The following is a 24,717-nucleotide window of genomic DNA, read 5'->3' as shown; positions in this document are numbered from 1 at the left end:
GATGGTCTTGACCGATAAGCTGACTATTGCGGGGGTATACAACTTAACACCGATGCAAGAAGGAATGCTGTTTCATTCCTATTTGAACCCGGCTTCCGGCGCATACTTCGAACAGTTCTCCTGCACCGTCTCGGGAAGGCTCGATGCCTTGATATTGGAAAAAAGTTTTAATGTTCTGATCGACAAATATGATGTACTCAGGCTTAATTTCATCCATGAGAACACGAAAAGTCCAAAGCAGGTTGTATTCAAAAAGCGCTTCATGCCTGTGTTCTATAAGGACTTATCGTCGTTTGACGTAAAAGAGCAGGAGCAGCATATCCGCAGTTACATCCAAGATGACCAGAAGAAGGGGTTCGACTTGGCCAAAGACGTACTGCTTCGTGCGGCCGTGCTGCAGACCGGTGAATTCAGTTATAAGCTGATTTGGAGCTATCATCATATTATTCTGGACGGTTGGTGTTTAAAAACAATCGTTCAGGAATTGTTTGACGTCTACAAATCACTCAGCCAAGGGACGTTCTCATCGGCGGAAGAGGCACCGCCTTTCTCACGGTACATCCAGTGGCTTGACAGGCAGAATCGCGAAGAAGCCCGAAGTTACTGGGCAGGATACTTGGAAGGTTACGAATCCGATATTGAACTGCCGTCCTTTGGTATGAACACCCAGGTGGGCCGAAATGGCCAAGACCGCAGGGAGGCACAGCAAGAAGAGCGGGCTGTTCAAGTGGATCGCACCTACAAAATAAGCCAGGAAACAACACATAGGCTGGAGCAGCTGGCCAAAAGTCATCAAGTGACTTTAAACACGGTGCTTCAGTCGGCCTGGGGCTTGCTAATGGGGCGTTATAACGGAACCGAGGATGTGATTTTCGGTTCCGTCACCTCCGGCCGACCGGCTGAAGTGGAGGAGATCGAGAACATGGTCGGACTGTTCATCAATACGGTTCCGATCCGCATCACCTTCCAAGGCGGGATGCCGTTCTCTGCATTAATCCAGGAGGTCCAACAGGCCTCCTTAGAAACACAAAGTTATGACTTTTATCCGCTGGCTGAGATTCAATCCCTGACTTCCAAGAAGCAGCAGCTGATCTCTCATATCTATGCTTTTCAAAATTACCCGGTGAGTGCAGATCCTCTGGATGAAGAGGAAGCAGCGTTTGTAATTACCGAGCTTGAAGATTTTGAACAGACGCATTATGACTTTAACCTGATTCTTATGCCGAACGACGGGCTCGAAGTCAAATTCAAGTATAACTCGGCCCGGTATGCTCAGGTCGCAATGGACCGTTTGTTCGGACATTTCGAGCAGGTACTCGATCAGATCAGCGGCAATGCGGACATCCTGATTCAGCAAATTTCAGTCATGACAGACGACGAGAAGCAGCAAATCCTGCATCAATTTAACACCGTCGGTGAATATCCAAGGGATCACACGATCGTGCAGCTGTTCGAGCGTCAGGCTGAAAAGAACCCGGGAAATATCGCTATCGTGAATAAGGAACACAAACTAACTTATGCGGAATTGAATGCGCGGGCTGATCATCTGGCATCCCGGCTGAGAAGAAAAGGCATCGTTCCAGACAGCGTCGTGGGCTTGATCGGCGACCGTTCCCTGGAGACGGTTGTGGGGATGCTGGGTATTTTGAAGGCGGGTGGCGCCTATCTGCCTATTGATCCGGAGTACCCGGAAGAACGCATTGCCTTTATGTTAAGGGATAGTGAAACGAGATGGATCGTTACGCCAGAGTGTTATGCGGATAAGTATATGGACGGAGTCGAATCTATTATTCTGGATCGGGAAGGGTATGATTGTTCTCCTGCTCTGATGGATAACCATGCAGCTGACAGGGAGAAGATTATTACGCCCGCAAATCTGGCCTATGTCATGTACACCTCCGGTTCGACGGGGCGTCCTAAAGGGGTGATGATCGAACATCATAATGTGGTACAGCTCGTGCAAAACAACAGCTATGTCCCTTTTGAACCCGGCGATCGCATTCTGCAAACCGGAGCACCTGTTTTTGACGCCTGCACCTTTGAGATTTGGGGGGCTCTTCTGAATGGTCTGGAGCTGTATATCATCGATAAAAACTCCATTCTGGATGCACAGCTGTTAGGAGAAGCGATTCGTGAATACCGCATTACAACGATGTGGCTTACGTCTCCCTTGTTCAATCAGCTGTCTCAAATAGACCCGACTTTATTCCGTCCTCTTCGCTTTCTAATCGTCGGCGGGGATACGCTTTCTCCCAAGCATATTAAGCTGGTATCGGAACAATGCCATCATACAACCATCATTAACGGGTACGGGCCGACTGAAAATACGACGTTTTCCTGCTGCTATACGATCCGTTCGTTCGAGGAAAAAAGAATTCCAATCGGTGGACCGATTGCCCATTCTACGGCTTACATCGTCGATGCATACGGGCATCTGTGCCCTGTCGGTGTTCCGGGAGAACTGTGGGTCGGTGGCGATGGGGTCGGGAGAGGATACATAAACAATCTATCCCTGACTTCGGAGAAGTTTATTGCGAGTCCTTTTATCGAGGGAGAACGAATTTATCGTACGGGGGATCTGGTCACCTGGCTCCCGGACGGAAGCATCGATTTCATAGGTCGGTTGGATAATCAGGTTAAAATACGCGGTTTCCGTATTGAAACCGGGGAAATAGAAAGCCGGATTCAAATGCATGACAGCGTGAAGGAAGCTGTAGTCACAGTAATAGATAAGGGTGACGGTCTGAAATCGTTGTGTGCTTATGTGGTCGGTGCGGAACATCTCGATGCGTCGGGTATGAAACGGTATCTTTTGAATGATCTGCCGGATTATATGGTACCTGTTCATTGGATATTTATGGACCAGCTGCCGCTTACTCCGAATGGCAAAGTCCATCTTCAGGCATTGCCTGAGCCCGAAGAGACAAATGCTCTTGGGGACGAAACGTTTACTGCGCCTCGGAATGAAACGGAACAAAAGCTGGCGGACATTTGGAGCGCTGTTCTCGCCATTCCTTCCATCGGGGTGAATGATCATTTCTTTGAGCTTGGCGGTCATTCACTGACGGCATTAAAGTTAGTCACAGAAATGAAAAAGCAATTTCAGATCCAGCTCCCTTTGAGCGAGATATTCCAGAAGCCGATACTGGCAGAGATGGCGGCGAGGATCAACAGGAACGAAGAGGCGGAATTTGTTGGAATCGAGCCTGCTCCCCAAGCCGAGTTCTATCCGGTGTCCTCCGCGCAAAAGCGCCTGTATGTTTTGAATAGTATGGCAGGAATTACAACAGCGTATAATATGCCGTTTGTCCTGCAAATCGAGGGTAAGCTTGATGCTGAACGTTTGGAACAATCTTTCCAATTGTTGATTTCCCGGCATGAGTCTTTACGTACTTCTTTTGTGTCTCTGCATGGGGAACCCGTTCAGAAGGTGCATGAGAACGTATCCTTTGCCATAGCGGAATTGGAGTCTCATCCTGAAGAGGATATAGAAAAAATCGTTGACCGGTTCGTCGTACCGTTTGATCTCGCGAGTGCTCCCTTACTGCGGGCAGGACGATCCACCATAGGGGAAGAAAGCTGCCTTCTGATCATTGATATCCATCATATCGCTGCCGACGGCGCTTCGATTGGAATCATCGTTCAGGAATTCTGCAAGCTGTACAACAGTCTGGGTAAAAAAGCAGATGCAAAACTTCATGCAGGGCAGCCGGCTCAGCGTGTTCAATATAAAGATTTTGCCGTTTGGCAGCGCAACCAGTCCGGTTCCAAGGAGAAGCAGCAGCAGGAGAATTACTGGCTTGATCAGTTTGCCGAAGAGCCGCCCGTGCTTAACTGGTTGACCGATTATCCACGACCACAGATTCAGAGTTTTGAAGGAGCCTTTTTCTCCGTAAATCTCGATAAAGAGCTGACGCTGAGGCTGAAGCAGCTGGCCAACGAAACGGGAGCCACCTTGTATATGGTTATGATGGCTGCCTACAGCATACTGCTGTCCAAATATGCCTCCCAAGATGATATTGTAATCGGATCTCCGACGATGGGCAGATCTCATGCGGACGTGCTCCAAACGGTGGGTATGTTCGTCAATACGCTTGCTTTGCGTGTGAAACCGGGAGGAACAAAAACATTCGATCAATTCCTGAGTGAAGTAAAACAAACGACGCTTCAGGCTTTCGAGCACCAGGACTATCCATATGAGGAGCTTATCGAGAAGCTCGGACTCAGACGTGATCTAAGCCGCAACCCGCTGTTTGACACGGTATTCACGCTTCAAAACCTCGGTATTGAAGAGTTGGCTTTAGATGGGCTTACCGTACGTTCCCGTTCATGGGATGGACGGATGTCGAAGTTTGATTTGACATTGACGGTAACGGAAAATGAACGAGGAATGTCCATTGAAGCAGAGTATGCTTCCAAATTGTTCAAAGCCGGGACGATCGAGCGACTGATGACGCACTACATTGAGGTTTTGAGATCAGCATCTGCCAGCAGGCATATCAAGCTGGAAGATATTGAACTGCTTCCGCTGAAGGAACGGACCCTCATCCTGGAACAATTCAATGGTCCCCAAAAGGACTTTGCAAGCAGCCGAACTGCTTATGAGTGTTTTGCAGAACAGGCCAAGCGAACGCCGGATCGTACTGCTGTTGTTTTTAAAGATCGGCAGGTGACTTACCGCGAACTGGAGGAACAAACGAGCAGACTTGCTTACGTTCTGGTGGAAAAGGGCGTAAAACCCGGGGACATCACGGCAATCATGGTCGACCATTCGGTCGAAATGATTGCGGCAGTGCTTGCAGTATTACAAACAGGCGCGGCGTATCTCCCCATCGACCACGAGTACCCTGCGGATCGTATTACTTACATTCTGGAGGACAGCAAGGCTGGACTGCTGCTGACAAAAAACGAACTGGTACAATCGAAAGAGTTGAGCGTTCCCTGGATCGATATAGAAGAAGCCCTAGTGTCGAACCGTAAGATTCATATGCAGGAGTCGTTCCCCACACCTAAAGGTTCGCCCACCGACTTGGCCTATGTGATCTATACGTCAGGCTCTACGGGGAAACCCAAAGGGGTGATGATCGAACACCGCTCCCTGCTCAATATGACAGGATGGTATCAATCGTACTACGGGCTGACGCCAGAGGACAAAAATACCAAATATGCCGGATTCGGCTTTGACGCCTCCGTATGGGAGATATTCCCGTCGCTTTTGTCTGGCGGTGAGCTTCATATTATTCCGGAAGAGATTCGATATGATGTGCGGCGATTGGCGGATTACTATAACGAACAGGGCATCACTGTCAGCTTTCTGCCAACGGCCGTCTGTGAGCAGTTCACCCAGTTCAGGAACGATTCACTGCGTGTGCTGCTTACCGGAGGAGATAAGCTCAAGTCTTATCATCCCGGATCTTATGAGCTTGTAAATAATTACGGGCCGACAGAAAACACCATTGTGACGGCAACTTTCAAAGTGGACGGCGAATACGATAACATCCCGATCGGCTCCCCGATTGACAACGTAAGGGTGTATATCCTTGATAAAAAAGACAAGCTTCTGCCGATCGGCATTCCTGGTGAACTATGCATTGCCGGAGACAGTTTGGCACGGGGATATATGAATAGAGACGATTTGACAGCGGAGAAGTTTACCGCTGATCCGTTTCACACCGGGGAAAGAATGTACAGAACCGGTGATCTGGCTAGATGGCTGCCTGACGGAAACCTGGAGTATTTGGGACGGATGGACGAGCAGGTCAAAATTCGCGGTTACCGCATCGAGCTTGGAGAAGTGGAGAATGTTCTGCTCAAACAGGAGGGCATTGCAGAGGCTATCGCAGCTGTGGTTCAAAATCCGAAGCAGGAAACAGAATTGTGCGCTTATATTACGACAACCCAAGAGCTTTCCATCCGCGAGCTTCGTGGACGTCTGGGGCGGGAACTGCCGGAATATATGGTCCCTGTTCACTATGTGGAACTGAACAAAATTCCGCTAACCTCCAACGGAAAGGTGGATCGCCGTGCACTTCCGCAGCCGGACTTTGCATCTGCGGCGGATAATTATGTGCCACCGCGCGGCGCATCGGAACGAAAGCTGGCCGAAATATGGTCGGGAATTCTTGGAACGGCCTCCATCGGAGCCTACAGCCATTTCTTTGAACTGGGCGGGCATTCACTCAAAGCGGCAGCGCTGGCGGCCCACATCAAGGAAGCTTTCCAGATTGACTTTCCGTTAAGCAGTGTTTTTCAACATCCTGTGCTGGAACAGATGGCTGCGGCAGTTGACGCTTTGGAGCAAACAAGTTATTCCCCAATCACAAAGGTGGCGGAGAAGGAACATTATCCGGTGTCGTCGGCACAGAAGCGCTTGTTGATTCTCAACGAGCTTGTAGGGGCGGGAACAGCTTATAATATGCCTTTTGTTTTACAGCTAACGGGGCAGCTGGACCGTGCACGGCTGCAGCAGGCATTCAATACCCTCATTCGCAGGCATGAAGCATTCAGAACCTCGTTTCGATTTGTAGAAGGGGAGCTGATGCAGATGGTGCATCACGACGTATCTTTCTCTGTTCAGGAGCTTGAGGCACCGGAAAATCCAGACCATATGGCGGAAATGATAGAGCGGTTCGTTGAACCCTTCTCCTTACAAAAGGCACCGCTTATGCGTGTAGGTCTGGCTAACATGGGAGAGGACAGGCATATTTTGATCATCGATATCCATCATATCGTTTCGGATGGAGGATCGATCCGCCTTCTTGTTGAGGAACTGAACTTGCTGTATAGCGGTCAGGAGCTGGATGATAGCCCATCACGTATTGAATATAAGGATTACGCGGCATGGCAAACGGAGATGTTTCAATCGGAAAGCTACGCGAAACAGGAACAGTATTGGCTGGAGCGTTTGGCAGGAGAGCTGCCCACTTTGAACCTTCCGGCAGATTATCCACGGCCGCAAATTCAGAGTTTCGAAGGAGACGCTTTGTCTATTGCAATCGATGGTAAATTAAGCTCACGAATTGTTGGGGCTGCTGCCCAGACCGGAACTACGTTATACATGTTCCTGTTGGCCGCATATAACATTCTTTTGTCCAAATACGCAAACCAAGAAGATATTATTGTCGGCACACCGACCTCCGGTCGACTGCAAAAGGAATTGGATGGTGTCATGGGTATGTTTGTCAATACCTTAGCAGTTCGAAATCAGCCGGAAGGAAGTAAACGATTCATTGACTTTTTGGGGGAAGTTAAAGAGCATTCGCTGCAGGCATTCGAGCACCAGATGGTTCAATATGAAGATCTGCTCGAAAGGTTGAATGTACGGCGGGATGCCAGTCGAAACCCGCTGTTTGATACGATGTTTGCTGTGGATAACGTCGGCGTTGGGGAATTACGGCTTGGTGAACTTCTAATAGAGCCGTATGACTTCGATAACGGTACTTCCAAATTCGATCTGATGGTTACGGCAGCAGAAGAGGAGGCACACATTCGCCTTGATGTAGAATATGCTCGTAAGCTCTTCCTTAAAGATACGGTGGAGCGGATGATGGCGCATTACGTTCAGATTCTGGAGAACGTGACCAGAGATGTGGAGATCCGGCTCTCCGAGATCGATATGCTGACGGAAGAAGAACGGCATCAGATCATCACGGATTTTAACAATACGAAAACCGATTACCCCCGGCAAACCATTCACGAACTGTTCGAGGAACAGGCAGCTGAGCATACAGAAAGCATCGCGTTGGCATGTGAGGGTATCGAACTGACCTATGGCCAACTGAATGCCAAAGCAAATCAGCTTGCGGCGCTGCTGCGGGAGAAGGGCGTAGGGCCTGATTCAGTCGCTGCCATTATGGGTGACCGTACGCTGGAAATGATTATCGGGATGCTTGCCATTCTCAAAGCGGGAGGCGCTTATCTTCCCATTGATCCTGACTATCCGCGCGACCGGGTGGAATATTTCTTCCAAAACAGCGGAGCCAAATGGCTGCTTGCTCGAAGCTGTTATGCTGATCGAGCAGCCTGCGGCGCAGAAGTCATCTCGATGGATCATCGTCAGCTCTCTGACGAAAGTGCCCCGAACCTGCTGCATAAGACGGGTACCGACAATCTCGCCTATGTCATGTATACATCGGGATCAACCGGACTTCCTAAAGGTGTTATGGTAGAACATCTGGGTGTCTCCAGATTGGTGAAGAATACTAACTATGTTCGCTTCAGTCCGGAAGACCGGGTCCTGCAAACGGCAGCACCCGTATTCGATGTCAGTGTATTTGATATATGGGGGGCGCTGCTGAACGGAGCAAGGCTGCACCTGGTTGACAAACTTACGCTGCTGGACCCAGTCCTCTTTGAATCTGCACTTCAGCAGCATGACATTACGACTTTATGGTTAACGTCGCCGTTATTTACACAGTTTGCTCAACACAAGCCAAGCATGTTCCGCAGTGTAAACTATTTAATTGTCGGTGGAGATGTTCTCTCCCCGAAACATATTCAGCAGGTAAGAGAGCAATCCGGTCCGTTAACCGTTGTAAACGGGTATGGACCTACAGAGAATACAACCTTCTCCTGCTGCTTTGTTATTGATAAGGCGTACGTAAATAGCGTTCCGATTGGGCCGCCTATCAGCAGCTCTACCGCCTATATTGTCGATAGGTACGGGAATTTGAACCCTGTCGGTGTTCCCGGCGAGCTTTGGGTAGGGGGAGACGGCGTGGCTAGGGGATATATAAACAATGAAGAATTGTCGGCGCAGAAATTTTTCTCCAACCCGTTTGTTCCCGGGGATCGGGTCTACCGGACCGGGGATGCTGCCAAATGGCTTCCAGACGGCTCTATCGAGTTTATCGGCAGAATGGACAACCAGGTGAAAATTCGGGGATTCCGGATCGAAACAGGTGAGGTTGAGAATGTACTGCTCAGTCATCCTTCCGTGAAAGAAGCTGTCATTCTGGTCAAACAGGTAGGAGGATCACAGGATAAAATCCTCTGCGGATATGTTGTGGCAGAGGTTGAATTGACCATACAATCGTTAAAGGAATTTATGGCACAGCACCTTCCTGACTACATGATTCCGACCGTAATTTTATTTATGGCTCAGCTTCCGCTCAACGTGAATGGTAAAGTGGACCGAAAAGCGCTTCCCGAGCCGGATTATGATGTAACCGAGACGGAATATACTCCGCCAAGGAATGAGATGGAAGCTGCAGTTGTGCAGATCTGGTCGGAAGTGCTTGGACTGGAGCGGGTTAGCGTCCACAACAATTTCTTTGAAATCGGAGGACATTCCTTAAAGGCCATGCAGGTTGTTTCAAAGCTGGGTAATCTCGGCTTTGAACTGAGTATAAATCAGGTGTTCGCCCATCAGACTCCTGCCGAGCTGGCGGCATCTATGGTACGTTCCGTAATGGTAGAAACGGAGCACCGTTTGACGGATATTCCTGCGGCGGAGCAGTGGCTCGGGGAACGCCTGGATCGCACCTGCAGCTGGGAAAATTATTCCGTTGATGGTGAAGAATTCATGGTTCTCTACATTTCAGGGATGGATGAGGGACTGAAGCGGAGAGCAGAGAATTTGATTGCTGCACACCTGGACGAGCGGATTCAACCGCACTTCATTGAAGATGCTTCGAGGGCGCTGGCATCGGCATCAGAACGGATCCTAAGCAGGCAGGAACTGAACGACCGTTTGGGTTTGCGGCAAATGAATGGTACAGACTGGATAGAGTCTATCATGGATTCAATCTCACAGAAGCAGAAAGAGTACGCCCAAGGCATTACAAATCAGGCAGTAGTCAAGGAGTATGACATATCGCCTTCGCAGACGTATCATTTCAAACATAAAGATGTGTCTGGTACGATGGTTAAATTCAGAAAAGGGATTCAGCCGGAGTTGTTGGGCCGAGCCCTGCAGCGAGTTGTATCCGCCGAGGAAGTCATGCGCAGTGTACTCCTCGAAGATACTGAAACGGAAACCGTACGTTGGCGATTGCATGAAAGTCCGGAGCAGCTTGATCTACCTATGCTGGATATTTCCAGTTTTGAATCGGAGTCGCAAAAAGATATGCTGCGGGCACTTATGAAAAAATTCTTCATCAGGCCATATACGAACAGCGATCCATTAATGTACAGGGTGCTGCTGGTCAAGCAAAATGTAAAGGAATACGTGCTGCTGCTCCCATTCTCACATACGATTTTCGATTACATGAGTAATGAAATTCTGCGTAATCGAGTAATCCGTGAATATGAATCCCTATGCCAAGGGAACGTTCAGGAAACGAGAAAAAGCCGGACCTTTACGGATTTCGCCGATCAGATTCGCAGAGGACCGGAAGGAATGTCGGCGGCAAGATTTAATGAGCTTTACAATATTTCGTCGTTTGCAGACGCTGCTGGAGAAATTGCTGTCAGTATGTATCAGCGCAGCGAACTGGACCCGGCAAAGATTATGGTGCTGCACCACAGTGTTCCGTTTGAAATGGATTTATCGGAAACGCTGGATGAAGAGCTGAAATGGAAGACTGCTTTGGGGATCTGCGCTGCATTTTTCGGAACGTACTTCGGTAAACCGCGAATTCCGTTATGGATGACACATTTTGGCAGACAGTATCAGGATCAGTCCTACTTCGATATAGTCGGTGAATGCATAGATTATATTCCCCTGTTGTTGGACTGCGAAGAAGGAATGGAGAGGCAAACCGAACAAATCAAAGAGATGCTGAAATCCGCCTCTGAGCATAACATCCATTTTGCGAATCTGTTGTACAACGAGTCGATTGATCCGTCCTTTGCGGATGCGGCGCAGCGGTTGGCCGCAGCCCATCAGGAGATGCCAATCAATTTCAACTATTTGGGTGAACTCGGCACGGAAACGGATTTGGACTATCTGGAAGAAGATGGCGTGAATTGTGATGAACCAAACCGGATCTTGTGCATGGCATGGCATCAAGAGAATCAGATTCACCTGACGCTGGTTATTCCTGCGGAAGAGAATCCCGATACTCTTCGCAGCATGCTTAATGAAGCTGCACGGAAGCATATGAAGGGTGTAAAAATATGAGAGACTCAACCAACATCATCGTTTTTAGTCTAAGCAGATTAATCACCGAACTGGGAACATCCATTTTTCGTTTTGCACTCAGTCTGTATGTTCTGGATCTTACCGGTTCATCAAGTATGTTCGCTTTAGTGTTGAGCTTTACCTATATTCCGGGTATATTCGTCAATATTATCGCTGGTGTGTTTGTAGACCGCAGTCGCAGTAAAAAAAGGATTATGATCGTCTGTGATTTCCTGTGCGGTATTTCAGTTCTCACGCTTATGTTCTTGTTTCAGTCGTTTCACGACAGTATCTGGCTGTTCGTTGTTTACTCGATGATCTTGAGCGCGCTTCAAGCGCTCTTTACTCTGACGGTAAACTCATCCGTTCCCAACATTGTCTCCCCGGAAAGAGTTCCGACGGTCAATTCCAGTACGCAGAGTATCGCCGCCCTAATCGGTATACTGGGACCGGTGATCGGTGCAGCGGCGTACAGCAAATTTGGGCTGGAGCATATCTTTTTGATTGAGGGAGCCGCGTTTATTCTCTCCGGGTTTTTGAATTTGTTATTGAAATTCACCCCGCGCAAAGAGGAGATCGGGGAATCAAAGCCTTATTTTGAAAGTGTAAAAGAGGTTTACAAATACATTCGCGGCCGGGCTGCGATTAAGTATCTGCTGCTGATTTTTGTTTTTATTAACTTTGTGATTGCTCCAGCAGTTTCTCTTATCCTGCCCTTTATCGTGTATCAAGCGCTTGATATGACGCCGCAGCAGTTATCATTTATTGAAGCAGCGCTGGCGGCAGGCGTAATTATAGGGGCCGTTATTGTGTCAATACCGGTCATCAACCGGTTTATTACCAACAAAATCTTCATTCTAATCCAGATTCAGGCGCTGATGATTGTCCTGTGGATGTTCCCACAGTGGCCTATCTTTGAAGCAAGCACCAAGGTTGTACTTATGGTAGGTTTCATGATTGTCTTGATGTTTACCGGGATACTCAACACAATGGGCAATATTCCAATGCTTTCTTATGTTCAGCTCTATATACCCGAGCGGATAAGGGCCAGCGTTTTGGGGGTGGTGAACACTGTAATAACGATCGCTGTACCTATAGGAATGGGAGTATACGGTGCACTTCTGGAAGTCGTAGACTGGTACTATATCACACTGGTTTCCGGTGTGGGTTTACTTGCGGTCGGCATCCTGGCTTATCGTAACCGTGATCTCAGAGAGTTCTTTACTCAAGGCATGGAGCCTGAACCTGAACCTCTAAAAGTGGCCGAAGTACACGAAGCCTGACACATTCTATAGAAACAGCAGCATCGGAACCGTCAAGCCTGAACTGGGGATGCAGTCAAAAGCGAAAGACAAGTTTACTTTTTTGTTTTCAAAGCATGTCTCTCGGTCCCGGGTATTTTATAAAAGAGATCATATCGGACTTGGTTAAACAAGACGGATATGATCTTTTTTATATGTCTTTTGTTTTTTGGCTGCTGCCGGGCACCTCACTTACTCTTCCACATCGCTTAGTTCATAAACACAAATCCTGCATAATACATATCAGAAAGTGGGTTCGCCTGGTCATTTTATGAAGAGAGGCCACAATGGTGTATACTATCGATAGGCATATTTTACCTTCACCTTGCTGACGGATAATTCGAGTGAGATATTACATGAAATGAAGAGAACAGAAAAAAGCCGGAGAAGCGGAACGTTCGCTTTTATCCCAGGATTTCTCCTCCACAAGCAAAAATCAAAAATTGGGGGATAACATGGATCGGAAGCTTGTTCTGTCATCGGAGTGCTGGTGTAATTTTCACATTTGAGCGAGAATCCAGTCACAACCAATACAACAATCTATGGACGGAGGACTCAAGTTTATGTTGAAACAGCTTAAGCCATACAAGGTGTTACAGGAGCGCAGAATCGAGGAATTGAAATCGGATGCGTACCTGCTGGAACACCAAAAATCCGGTGCCCACATCGTACTGCTGTCCAATAGCGATGATAACAAGGTGTTCAGCATTGGTTTCCGCACACCTCCCGAAGATGATACAGGTGTAGCCCATATTCTGGAACATTCCGTGCTCTGCGGGTCCAAAAAGTTCCCGGCCAAAGATTCCTTTGTGGAGCTATTGAAGGGATCTCTGAATACGTTCCTGAATGCGATGACTTATCCTGACAAAACAATCTATCCCATTGCCAGCCGCAATGATCATGATTTCCATAATTTGATGGATGTGTATCTGGATGCGGTATTAAATACGAACATTTATGAGAATGAAAAAATATTTCTGCAGGAGGGCTGGAATTACAATCTGACTTCTGCAGAAGACGAATTGACGTACAATGGCGTTGTGTACAACGAAATGAAAGGGGCTTTTTCCTCGCCAGAACGCATGGTGAGACGCGAAGTGCTGAACTCCCTTTTCCCGGATACGACGTACTCTTGTGAATCTGGCGGGTTCCCGGAAGCGATTCTGGATTTGACCTATGAAGGACTGCTCGATTTCCACAAACGCTACTATCATCCGTCCAACAGCTATATCTACCTCTACGGCGATATGGATATGGAAGAAAAGCTGCAGTGGCTGGATGAGCATTATCTGAGCGGCTATGATCGTATCGAGATTGACTCCGAAATTAAGCTGCAGCCGGCTTTCCCGGAACGTGTAGATGCAGTGAAGTCTTATGCTGCAGGAAGCACAGAATCCGAAGTGGATAACAGCTTTTTGACGTACAACGCGGTTATCGGCACAAGTCTGGACAAGGAACTGAACATCTCGTTTCAGATTTTGTTATATGCTCTGCTTAACGCGCCGGGTGCTGTGCTGAAGCAGGCACTACTGGACAAAGGCATCGCGAAGGATGTTTACGGCTCCTATGACGACAGTCTGTATCAACCCGTGTTCACGGTGGGATTGAAGAAGAGCAATCTGTCCAGCAAAGAGGAGTTCCTCGGAACAATTAAGGAAGTGCTGGAGCGTGTTGTGCAGGAAGGATTTGATCCGAAAGCACTGCTTGCTGGCATTAATTCGTATGAGTTCAATCATCGGGAAGCGGATTTCGGCCGTATGCCGAAAGGGCTGATCTACGGATTCTCCTCCTTGCAAAGCTGGTTGTATGATAAAGAGGCACCGTTCACCCACTTGGAGGCTAATGATGTATTTGCGGCGCTCCGTACCAAAATGAAGGACGGTTATTTTGAGCAGCTGGTGGACAAATATCTCTTACAAAATACGCATACATCATTTGTGGCGCTGACTCCCGACAAAGGGTTGAATGCCCGCAAAGAAGAGGCGCTGAAGGCTCGTCTCAAATCGGTGCAGGTCGGACTTAGTCCAGAAGAGGTACAAGAGATGATTAAACGTACCGAAGCACTGGCCGAGTACCAAAACACCCCTTCGACCAAGGAGCAGCAGCAGGTGATCCCGACGTTATCGATTGAGGATATTGATACAAAAGCATCCAAGCTTCACCAAACGCTGAACAGCGTAGATGGCACAACGATTCTGCATCATAATTTGTATACGAATGGCATTGGTTATCTGAGACTGCTGTTTGATATCAAGGAAGTGCCCCGCCGTCTGCTGCCTTATACAGGATTGTTGAAAAATGTATTGGGATACGTTGATACCCAAAACTACTCGTTTAACGAGTTGTCGAATGAGATTCATATTCACTCGGGGGGGATTAACAGCGGACTTGGCACCTACGTCAATGCACATCAGCATCATGATTTTAAGGCGACGTATGAATTTAATGCCAAAGTGCTGTATGACAAACTTGGATTTGCTTTTGATATGATCAAGGAGATTGTATTTACGTCCCGTTTTGACAATACCAAGCGGCTTTTCGAGATTATTTCTCAGGTCAAAGGCGGTCTGCAGCGCAATTTGATCAACAGCGGTCATTCTGCAGGGATTGCCAGATCGTCCGCGAAACATTCCGCCGCTGCAGATTTCCGGGAGCTGGTTAGCGGGATTGCGTACTATCAGTGGCTTGAGGATTTACAGGCGAACTTTGATTCGAAAAAAGAACAGCTGTCCTCCAGCCTGCAGGAACTGATGGGTTACATTTTCAGACCCGAGAATCTGCTTGTGAGCTATACTGCGGATGATCAAGGTTACGAAGGTCTGGAAGAGCGGGTGTCCGACCTGAAAGCCAAGCTGTTCACACAAGAAGTGGCGAAGGAAGCTTTCGCGTTTACGCCTGCAGCCCATAACGAAGGGTTCCGTTCTCCATCCGAGGTTCAATATGTAGTGCAGACCGGGAACTTTATTGAAAAAGGGTACGCCTTTACGGGCTCCCTGCGTGTATTACAGGGGATTTTGTCCCTGGATTACCTGTGGAACAATATTCGCGCCAAAGGCGGGGCTTACGGCTGTATGTCTGGGTTTAGACGAAACGGGGATAGTTATCTGGCTTCCTATCGGGATCCGAATCTGGATAAAACCTATAAGGTGTACGAGGGGATTCCACAATATTTGAATGATTTCCGTGCTGATGAACGGGAGATGACACGTTATATCATCGGTGCAATTCAGGATCTGGATACACCACGAACCCCATATAGTGAAGGAGCGTTCTCCCTGGAATGTTATCTGTCCCAAGTGACAGAGGCCGATCTGCAAAAGGAACGTGATGAGGTGCTTGGTACGAAGGAGAGCGATATCATCGGTTTTGCCGGGCTTGTGTCTGCGATTCTGGAACAGCAGCATCGGTGTGTTATTGGAAATGAGCATAAGATCGAAGAGCAAAAGCAGCAGTTTGACGAAACACTTGATCTGATTAAACACTAAGTCATGCTGCTGCTGTGGAATGATTCATTGAGAAGGTTCCAGAAGCAAACGATACAATGCTGTAAAAAAGGCAAAGACACCTGCATGGGCTGGTATACAGCCTCGGCAGGTGTCTTTTTTGTACGCGCGATACTTAAAATGAAGTCTGATATTTTAATAGGCGGAAGCTGTTTAAAGTACAGCGGACAGCAAAACATGGCATGGCAAAGTAGAACATATGCTGCCCCGGTTGGGGTTACTGCTCAGGTTACCGCAAGCATGTTATAAATCTTTAATGTGCGCAGATCCTCTTTGGAGATTTTGAGCTCATTAAAAAGCTCCGGCGTTTCCGGCAGGGGTGTGCGGGAGAAGAGCATTTTCAGCGCAATCGGCATGAATGGCCGGAACGAGACACCTGCCATCAACCCCCATTTTTTCTCCGATTCCTGAAAAGATGCCAAAATATTAATATACAGATTCTCCAGCGGCGTGGCCTGATTTTTCAGAATCAGCGTTGTCAGCGTATCGTAATGCTCCGTATGGCCCCAGTACATATTTTCACATTCCTGATAATTTTCAAAATCCTTCACATTCATATACATCACGGTACGATAACGGTTAGCATCCGACTGAGCCATCATGTCAATAACGCAGCGAATGAGACTGTTGTTCCGGCCGTCATAAAAGTATGAATAGAAGCGGGTGGAGTTTTTGAAAAAGCTCGACTGAACGGTATTCATCAGCGGAGACGCATGTCTCGGTTCCTTATAAAGCAGCTGCTCGACCTGGATATTCAGCGCATCCGCAATCTGGTGCAGTGTCACAAGATCCAGGGTGATATCACCGCTCTCATATTTGGAAAGGGTACCTTTGCTTTTGAAAATCTGGTCCGCCAGCTGCTGCACGGTGAGTCCACGCCATTTGCGGAAGTTTCTTATTTTTTTGCCCACTTCCTGATTGATGTTGTTCATTGGGGTGCTCCTTATCGGGTGGAAGTATCCTAAGTGTTTCCTGAGAATAGATGAATAAGCTGAAAGTCATTCTTAAATGCCAAGGCTTATCAGAAATATATCACTTTTTCAACAAAAAGCCTATTCTGAGGAAACATGAACGTTTATTTGTTTCTTCTGAGTAGATTATCTTGTGTTTGATGCAGTTCCGGTGGTATGGAACAATAGGTTCAGAAGCTATGCACTGATGATGCTAAAACGAGAAGACAGAGGAGCTAATCCCCATGACCAAGATAAGCAGGATCAATGCACCGTATGATTTTGATGAACTGATTGACCGTACGGGAACCAATGCGATGAATACGGATGGTTTCCGCCAATATATTTTTAACGCACCGAGTGAGATGAAATTTCCGTTCAAGGATGACGAGTTTATCCGCATGTGGATTGCCGATATGGATTTTGCCACCCCGCCCGAAATTTTAGATGCTGTAAAAGAACGTCTGGATCGTCGGATTATGGGGTACTCCCAAGTTTTTGATCCGGCTTATTACGAAGCGGTGGCCAGCTGGATGGAACGACATTATGACTGGTCTTTTCCCAAGGAGCATCTAGAAACGTCTAATGGCATTATTCCTGCGCTGTATGAACTCGTGGAATATATTTGCGAGAAGAACGATAAGGTGCTGATCCTGACCCCTTCCTATGGATTTTTCAAATCAGCAGCAGATCATAATCAACTTGAACTGGTCTGCTCGGACATGTTAAATGAACAGGGACAATACACGATTGATTTTGACGATTTTGAAGCAAAGGCGAAAGATGAGAAGGTTCGTGTATGCATTTTCTGCAACCCGCATAACCCGTCTGGACGCATCTGGAGTACCGAGGAACTGAAACGGGTAGGCGAAATTTGTCTGAGCAATGATGTCTGGATCATCTCCGATGAGATTCATTGTGATCTGCTGCGCACAGGCAAAAGGCATACCCCTCTAGCCAAACTGTTCCCGGATACCGACCGGATTATTACCTGTATGTCTCCCAGCAAGACGTTTAATATGGCGGGTCTGATGTTCTCCAATGTCATTATTCCGAACAAAGCACTGAGGGACATCTGGCAGGCGCGTCATTACGGCTTCAAAAACCCGCTCAGCATCGCAGCCACCCAAGCGGCTTATGAACATGGTGATGAATGGCTGAAACAGCTGAAGAGTTACCTGGATGACAACTTTATGGTTGTTGACCAATATGTGAAGCAGCATCTGCCTCTTGCGGTGTTTCATATCCCTGACGCTACGTATTTGGCCTGGATTGATATTACGGCTTATGCCCCGAAGGATGTCAGCCTGCCTTTGTTCTTTGCGCAGCAGGCAGGCGTACTGCTGGAGGATGGGAGAATGTTTGTAGCGAACGGTGAAGGATACATTCGTTTGAATCTGGCTTGTCCGCGTTCTGTGCTGGAAGAGGGATTGCGCAGAATCGTCCGCGTGCTGGTGGGGCAGAAGCAGGCAGATGAGATGCCTGTGTTCGTCTAATACCCCCTCCCAATTGATTCTGAATGGCTGGAGAGTATCCTGAGAAAGCTGAGAGGAACATATTCGGAGAGACCTGTGAGAATTCTATATAGAACGATCAGAGAGAAATAACATATACTGGTGATCAGAATGTATCCAAGGGGCGAAGCAGCGTGAAAGCTGTTTCGTCCTTTTTTTGCGTTCTTTTCCGGCATAGCACACTTCTGGTCTGTCGACCGTGGTTATGTTAAAATGATGGATAGTCTATGAGTTGCTGGACATGTGACTCTTGCAGGGAAGAGCCCATCCAAACGGGCTGTACGGATATATTCATCAGGGGAAAGGAGCCATACATGATGTTTGGAAATGATTGGGATGAGGTGTTGAAGGAGGAGACGGAAGCCGAGTATTTTGACAAAATTCGTTACGCACTCGCTGCCGAGTACAAAACACAGACGGTCTATCCGCCCAAGGAAGATTTGTTCTCGGCTCTGAAGCTGACTCCGTATCATCGGGTGAAAGCGGTCATTATTGGTCAAGATCCTTATCACGGGGCAGGACAGGCCCATGGATTAAGCTTCTCGGTCAGACCCGGAGTGCGCGTTCCGCCTTCACTGAAAAATATATACAAGGAACTTCAGGCTGATTTGGGTGTACCTGTTCCCAAACATGGTTCACTTATTCATTGGGCGGAGCAGGGTGTGCTGCTGCTCAATGCGGTTCTCACCGTTCGGGAGGGTCAGCCTAATTCTCATCACGGGTTAGGTTGGCAGACGTTCACGGATGCCGTCATTCGTGAGCTGAATGAACGTACAGAGCCTATGGTGTACATGCTGTGGGGAAGTCATGCTCAGAAGAAGGGGGCTTTTATCAACCGAGACAAACACCTGGTTCTGGAATCGACACATCCGAGCCCTCTGGCTGCCCATCGCGGCTTTCTTGGCAGCCGGCCGTTCTCCAAAGCCAACGAATTTCTCGTCTCCCAAGGTATTAAACCGATCGATTGGACAATACCTGAAAACTAGATAGAGTGGAGGCGAGCACATTGCGACATTGGATTGGACGAAAAGTGGCAGTATACCGGGCAGCAGGAATCCGCGAGCCTCTGAAGGGAACGCTGGTAGAGTGGGACGAAGAAGCGGAATGTGTTCGAATCGGACCGAAACGGATCAAGGTATCGTTTGACAATATAGCAATGATCAAACCTCTTCCTGAAGAAAGTTTGCCTCTGAAGAAGGCGCGTTCTGAAGTACACAAGATCGGATATGTTATGAAAAAGGCAATCCAGTTTGAAAATGCGATCTATTTCAAGTCGCAGATTATGATCTGGCGGCGCGCCAAAATCGTGGCGTTATCTACGACGATTGTAAGACATGATGAAGATCAGGTCGAACTTGAAGATGGACGCCTGCTTCGCAAAGACAAGCATATGTTTGTTGTGCGTTCACGGCGCGGTATACGATAATGCAGCGAAAATTTAATATGTATTTCATACAGCGATCATACAGTATTAATGTTTCGACTTTATAGTAGGTACTAACAACCCCTTCTAATTGATTGTGTATGGATTTGGGAGCCCGGCCGGCTGCAAACGGCCGGGTATTTTTTTGCCTTTTTAGCGGTAGAGACATGAATAAGTATAGACCAGCTGTGAAATATATGATTTTTGAGTTCCTAAAACAATGTGCATACGTTCTGTTAACGTGCTGTAACATACCAATGACATTTGTGATGTATACTAGGGAGATAGATAAGTTGAACTCAAGAAGGAGTGGAACGACTTGAAACGGATATGTGTATTTGCAGGATCTAACCCGGGAAATCATCCCGATTATATTGAGCACGCTGCCCGGCTGGGTCAACAGATTGCAGGCAGCGGTTATGAACTCGTCTATGGCGGCTCTTGCATGGGGTTGATGGGTGCAGTAGCGGATGCGGCTCTTGCAGCAGGCGGAGAAGTCATCGGTGTTATGCCTACGGGCTTATTTCGGGGTGAGGTCGTTCACGGAGGGCTTACCAAACTGATTGAAGTGGGCACGATGCATGAACGAAAAGCCGAAATGGCCCGGTTATCCGATGGATTCGTCGCACTTCCGGGAGGCATGGGCACATTTGAAGAATTGTTCGAGGTGCTGTGCTGGGCCCAGATCGGCATTCATCGCAAGCCTGTAGGACTCTTGAATGTTAACGGGTATTACGAACCGCTCATGAAAATGGTTGAGCATAGTGTACATGAAGGCTTCTCTAACACATCACACCTCAGTTTGTGGAGCCTGGAGTCCGAGCCTGCCGAGCTGCTTGCTCAAATGGCGGCTTATATTCCTAAGGATTTGACTCAGAAATGGTCCGAGTTAAGCGAAAAGTAAAGGCGTATACAACGGTCAACCGTGACGGGGACCGTTTCAAGCGAGATCCTGCGTGAGAAAACTTCTTCATCTGCCCAAGCAAATTATACATGCGGACATAGTCTATAGTGTACTTTGAAGAAGAGGGGAGTGTCACTCATGAGCGAACTCAAAGGAACAGGTTACGGCTACTGCGGAGGTTTCGGCGGCGGAGCGTGGACATCAACAGGCGCAATCCTGGTATTGTTTATCCTGCTCGTTATCATCTCCCGCACTTTCGTACTGTAATTTAAGACCATTCCATGACGGATGCTTGAGCCCCCGGGCAGCGTCCAGAGAAAAATGGCCTTTCCAAAGAGACGCCGGCGGCTGTCGGCGTTTCCGGGGAACGGTTTTTTCTGCTTGTACAAAAAAAGACCTCCATCTCATTGGAGTGAGATAGAGCCGTATAGCGGGAACTATACAATAATTTCTGCAGTATCGCTCGGTAAAATAAGTGTCTGCCAGGCAATGTATAGTCCAATGGCTGCAGCAATCAGTGCAAGAATAGCCGCAACAAGGGCCAGCTGATCAAGTCTTTTCTGATGAGGATCAACGACGGTGGACTGATTACTCGTTCTGTCAGGTATAGAGAGTCCTCGAACAGAAGCTCGCGGAATGGCTTGTCGGGGTCCGGGAGGTTTTGGCGGGCTGAATTTCGGTCCTGGTTCTGATCTGTTTTGTTTCCTTATACGTGATTTCAATGGGCAACCTCCTTACAGCGGAGTGCGATGGTCTACGACTGATATTATATTATGTAAATTCTCAGATTGAGTTCGCAAAATGAGTGAATCCCCAGCCGTTTAAATGCCGCACCAAGCACTCAAATAAAAGCCGCTGCATAATTAAATGTTCTCTTAATACATGTATAACAAACGGCGTATATAGTGAGGTTTATAGAATCCACTTTGAACGCAGGAGGGGCTGTATTGAACAAGGTTGAAATTATCGCTCACCGAGGTGCATCGGCTGTATGCCCAGAGAACACGATGCATGCTTTTGAGCGGGCTCTGGAGCTTGGTGCAACAGGAATAGAGACGGATGTACAGATGTCTGCGGATGGCCGATTAGTGCTGATCCATGATGAGACGTTACAGCGTACGGCGGGAACGACGGGCTGGGTCAAAGACTGCACTTATGATATGCTGCGTACTCTGGATGCAGGCTCGTGGTTTCATCCCGATTTTGCGGGAGAGTCCATTCCATCACTTGAGATGTTATTCAACCTGGTGCAGGGCAGGAGAGTGCTGCTTAATCTCGAATTGAAGAATGGAATCGTGCCGTATAAAGGCATGGAAGAGAAGGTCATTCAGGTGATTCGGGAGTGGGACATGGAGCAGCAGGTCGTACTTTCCAGCTTTAACCATGCATCGCTCGTCAAATGTAAACGTATTGCCCCGGATATTCGTACAGCGCTTTTATATATGGAGAAGCTGTACCGTCCTCATGATTATGCAGCCAAACTGGAGGCTTCAGGTCTTCATCCTTACAAAATGGCCGCTTCAGAGGAGGAAGTAGCCGCTGCACTTGCGCAGGGCATAGTCACATACCCTTTTACTGTAAATGATCCGGACGAGATGAAGAGGATGATCGAAATGGGAGTGCAGGGCATCATCACCGATCTGCCGGATGTACTCGTTTCATTGATGACTGTGCGGACTCGCTAAGCCAAGCATCGGAATTAGATTAGTATTATACACTTATAAAGTGGGGGCCAATCATGAGCATGAAAGCTCTGTATGGCCTTTTTTCATGCATAATAATGTGAAAATATTCATATCTGCAAGAAAGTTGTCCTTTTTGTCCATTGCCAGACGGGGGGGATTCCCTTACAATGTTCTATGGGAATGAGAATCAATATCAATAAGAAGCGGTAATTTTGGAGAGGTGATTGTTATGTACATAAGGTTGACAGGATTCACTCATAACGCGGGTGGACAAGTATGAGCTCGAACAGTTCATCCACGCATTCGAATACGGAGTCACCCACAGCCAAGATCCACACACGCCCGTGGACAGCCACTCTCATTCTGACAGGTGGTATTCTGCTGCTGGCTCTGGGTATGGCGCTGTCCATTTCATTTGGTGCTGCGGACATTCAGCTCGGCGTGGTCTGGCAGGCTGTATTTAACTTTAACCCTGACTTGACGCCCCATCAGATTATATGGGAGATCCGGCTGCCGCGTATCCTTGGTGGAGCCATGGTAGGTGCCTGCTTCGCTGTGGCGGGGGCTATTATGCAGGGCATGACCCGGAATCCGCTGGCTGATTCGGGACTGCTTGGATTGAATGCAGGTGCCGGATTTGCGCTGGCTATCTGTTTCGCCTTTTTCCCGGGTTTGTCGTATATGTACATCATCATGTATTCATTCCTTGGAGCGGGACTTGGCGTGCTGCTTGTGTACGGTTTCGGTGCGGCGTCCAGATCAGGTCTGACACCGCTGCGGCTTGTATTAGCCGGGGCCGCAGTATCGGCAATGCTGTCTGCACTCAGTGAGGGGATCGCGCTGTACTTCAGAATTGGACAAGATCTTGCGTTCTGGACTGCCGGCGGGGTAGCCGGAACGAAGTGGTCTCAACTTGAAGTGATGTTTCCCTGGGTTCTTGCGGCACTCATCGTTGGTTTAATCATCTCGCGCTCGATTACGCTGCTCAGCCTCGGTGAGGACATCGCAGTAGGGCTGGGACAGCGTACAGGTCTGATTAAGCTGATTGGTCTGATCGTAGTACTTATTCTGGCGGGCACCGCTGTATCCGTAGTGGGGGCAGTCGGCTTTGTCGGTCTGATCATTCCCCATCTTACAAGAAAGCTGGTCGGGGTTGATTATCGCTGGATTATCCCGTGTTCTGCTGTCATGGGCAGTCTGCTGCTTGTATTCTCGGATTTGGCTGCACGTATGATTAATCCGCCTTACGAGACGCCAATTGGCGCACTGGTTGCCCTGATCGGAGTGCCATTCTTCCTGTATCTGGCGCGGAAAGAAAGGAGGACGCTATAACATGGGTTCCTCAACAATGGTTAGTACAGAGCGTAAAAAGAAAACAAAAGGCATCGTTGTTCTTAGTGTGCTCGCGCTTTTGATTATCATCGTTTTTATTGTCAGTATGAATACCGGATTTACGAAGCTTTCGCCGCTGGAGGTGCTGCGCACGCTCTTTGGGGGCGGCACAGCGAAGCAGCATTTAATCCTGTTTGAATTCCGTCTGCCCCGCATTGTCATTTCCGTCCTGATCGGAGCGGGATTGGCATTGTCCGGCTGTATTCTGCAGGGGGTATCACGCAATGCGCTTGCCGACCCGGGGATACTTGGTATTAATGCAGGAGCAGGACTTATGGTGATGCTGTTTGTTTCCTTTTTCCCAACGACGACCGCAGCTCCGATTTTTCTGCTTCCGGTTCTTGCTCTGATTGGAGCGGGTTTTGCGGCATTTCTGATCTATGTACTTTCTTACAAAAAGGGTGAAGGCATCCTGCCTACCCGAATGCTGCTCACAGGCATCGGGATTGCGGCCGGGATCAGTTCAGCTATGATCGTATTAACGCTTCGGCTTAGTCCGGAGAAATATCAGTTTGTAGCCACTTGGCTTGCAGGCAGCATCTGGGGCTCCAACTGGAAGTTTGTAAGTGCTCTGCTGCCGTTTATGGTGGTGCTTGTACCACTCGTGCTGATGAAGGCACGTGTACTTAACGTGTTAAACCTCGGTGATCAGACCGCAAGCGGGCTCGGTGCTCCCGTAGAGCGTGAGCGTTTGATTCTGCTTGCCGCCGCCGTAGGTCTTGCGGGATCATGTGTCTCTGTCAGCGGTGGTATTGGTTTTGTTGGATTGATCGGACCTCACCTGGCACGCCGTCTGGTTGGTCCCAAACATCAACTTTTGCTGCCTGCGTCTGCACTGGTCGGGTCTTTACTCGTTCTAATTGCCGATACGCTGGGCCGTGTCATCCTGCAGCCTTCGGAGATTCCGGCCGGGATTCTGGTTGCTGTTCTCGGTGCACCATACTTCCTGTATCTCTTAAGCAGGACGAAATAAAAGGTAATCA

At 48.3% G+C, this 24,717-nt stretch carries 13 protein-coding genes; 11 read left to right on the top strand and 2 right to left on the bottom strand.

The window, feature by feature from the left end; all coding sequences use genetic code 11:
- The first annotated feature begins 7 nt into the window (after window positions 1-7).
- The 3 genes from MKY97_RS19790 (at window position 8) to MKY97_RS19780 (ending at window position 15,848) form a co-directional block, all read left to right on the top strand.
- On the top strand, window positions 8-11,062 hold the full coding sequence (locus MKY97_RS19790; protein WP_342552001.1) for an amino acid adenylation domain-containing protein: 11,055 nt from the start codon (window positions 8-10) through the stop codon (window positions 11,060-11,062).
- A complete protein-coding gene (locus MKY97_RS19785) occupies window positions 11,059-12,345 on the top strand; it encodes an MFS transporter (protein ID WP_342552000.1) in 1,287 nt (428 codons plus the stop codon). The genes MKY97_RS19790 and MKY97_RS19785 overlap by 4 nt, the downstream gene beginning before the upstream one ends.
- 581 nt (window positions 12,346-12,926) lie before the next feature.
- Window positions 12,927-15,848, top strand: a complete 2,922-nt coding sequence (locus tag MKY97_RS19780) for an insulinase family protein (protein ID WP_342551999.1) — start codon at window positions 12,927-12,929, stop codon at window positions 15,846-15,848.
- A gap of 242 nt (window positions 15,849-16,090) precedes the next feature.
- Here MKY97_RS19780 and MKY97_RS19775 read toward each other — a convergent pair whose 3' ends face one another.
- Window positions 16,091-16,798, bottom strand: coding sequence for a helix-turn-helix transcriptional regulator (locus tag MKY97_RS19775; protein ID WP_342551998.1), 708 nt, complete (start codon window positions 16,796-16,798; stop codon window positions 16,091-16,093).
- A gap of 263 nt (window positions 16,799-17,061) precedes the next feature.
- Here MKY97_RS19775 and MKY97_RS19770 point away from each other — a divergent pair, with 263 nt between their 5' ends.
- The 5 genes from MKY97_RS19770 to MKY97_RS19750 all read left to right on the top strand — a co-directional run bounded on the left by MKY97_RS19770 (window position 17,062) and on the right by MKY97_RS19750 (window position 20,924).
- Window positions 17,062-18,312, top strand: coding sequence for a MalY/PatB family protein (locus MKY97_RS19770; protein WP_342551997.1), 1,251 nt, complete (start codon window positions 17,062-17,064; stop codon window positions 18,310-18,312).
- Between the two features lie 335 nt (window positions 18,313-18,647).
- A complete protein-coding gene (gene ung / locus MKY97_RS19765) occupies window positions 18,648-19,316 on the top strand; it encodes a uracil-DNA glycosylase (protein ID WP_342556396.1) in 669 nt (222 codons plus the stop codon).
- Window positions 19,317-19,336: 20 nt separating this feature from the next.
- The gene (locus MKY97_RS19760) at window positions 19,337-19,756 is read left to right on the top strand and encodes a hypothetical protein (protein WP_342551996.1); all 420 of its coding nucleotides are present in this window, start codon (window positions 19,337-19,339) and stop codon (window positions 19,754-19,756) included.
- A gap of 316 nt (window positions 19,757-20,072) precedes the next feature.
- Window positions 20,073-20,657 carry a TIGR00730 family Rossman fold protein gene (locus MKY97_RS19755; protein WP_342551995.1) on the top strand — a complete coding sequence of 195 codons (585 nt, stop codon included), beginning with the start codon at window positions 20,073-20,075 and terminating at the stop codon, window positions 20,655-20,657.
- Between the two features lie 138 nt (window positions 20,658-20,795).
- Window positions 20,796-20,924: a hypothetical protein gene (locus MKY97_RS19750; RefSeq protein ID WP_272037590.1), complete on the top strand. Its 129-nt coding sequence runs from the start codon at window positions 20,796-20,798 to the stop codon at window positions 20,922-20,924.
- A gap of 170 nt (window positions 20,925-21,094) precedes the next feature.
- Here MKY97_RS19750 and MKY97_RS19745 read toward each other — a convergent pair whose 3' ends face one another.
- A complete protein-coding gene (locus MKY97_RS19745; protein ID WP_342551994.1) occupies window positions 21,095-21,379 on the bottom strand; it encodes a hypothetical protein in 285 nt (94 codons plus the stop codon).
- 225 nt (window positions 21,380-21,604) lie between these two features.
- On the opposite strand from MKY97_RS19745, the gene MKY97_RS19740 reads away from it, so the two are divergent.
- The 3 genes from MKY97_RS19740 to MKY97_RS19730 all read left to right on the top strand — a co-directional run bounded on the left by MKY97_RS19740 (window position 21,605) and on the right by MKY97_RS19730 (window position 24,707).
- Entirely contained in the window at window positions 21,605-22,342 is a 738-nt protein-coding gene (locus MKY97_RS19740) for a glycerophosphodiester phosphodiesterase (RefSeq protein ID WP_342551993.1), read from the top strand.
- Window positions 22,343-22,618: 276 nt separating this feature from the next.
- On the top strand, window positions 22,619-23,674 hold the full coding sequence (locus MKY97_RS19735; protein ID WP_342551992.1) for an iron ABC transporter permease: 1,056 nt from the start codon (window positions 22,619-22,621) through the stop codon (window positions 23,672-23,674).
- 1 nt (window position 23,675) lies between these two features.
- A complete protein-coding gene (locus tag MKY97_RS19730; protein WP_342551991.1) occupies window positions 23,676-24,707 on the top strand; it encodes an iron ABC transporter permease in 1,032 nt (343 codons plus the stop codon).
- Window positions 24,708-24,717: the final 10 nt, after the last annotated feature.

Source organism: Paenibacillus sp. FSL R7-0652, from assembly GCF_038595045.1.
Taxonomy (GTDB): domain Bacteria; phylum Bacillota; class Bacilli; order Paenibacillales; family Paenibacillaceae; genus Paenibacillus.
This window is presented reverse-complemented; position numbering and strand designations above follow the sequence as displayed.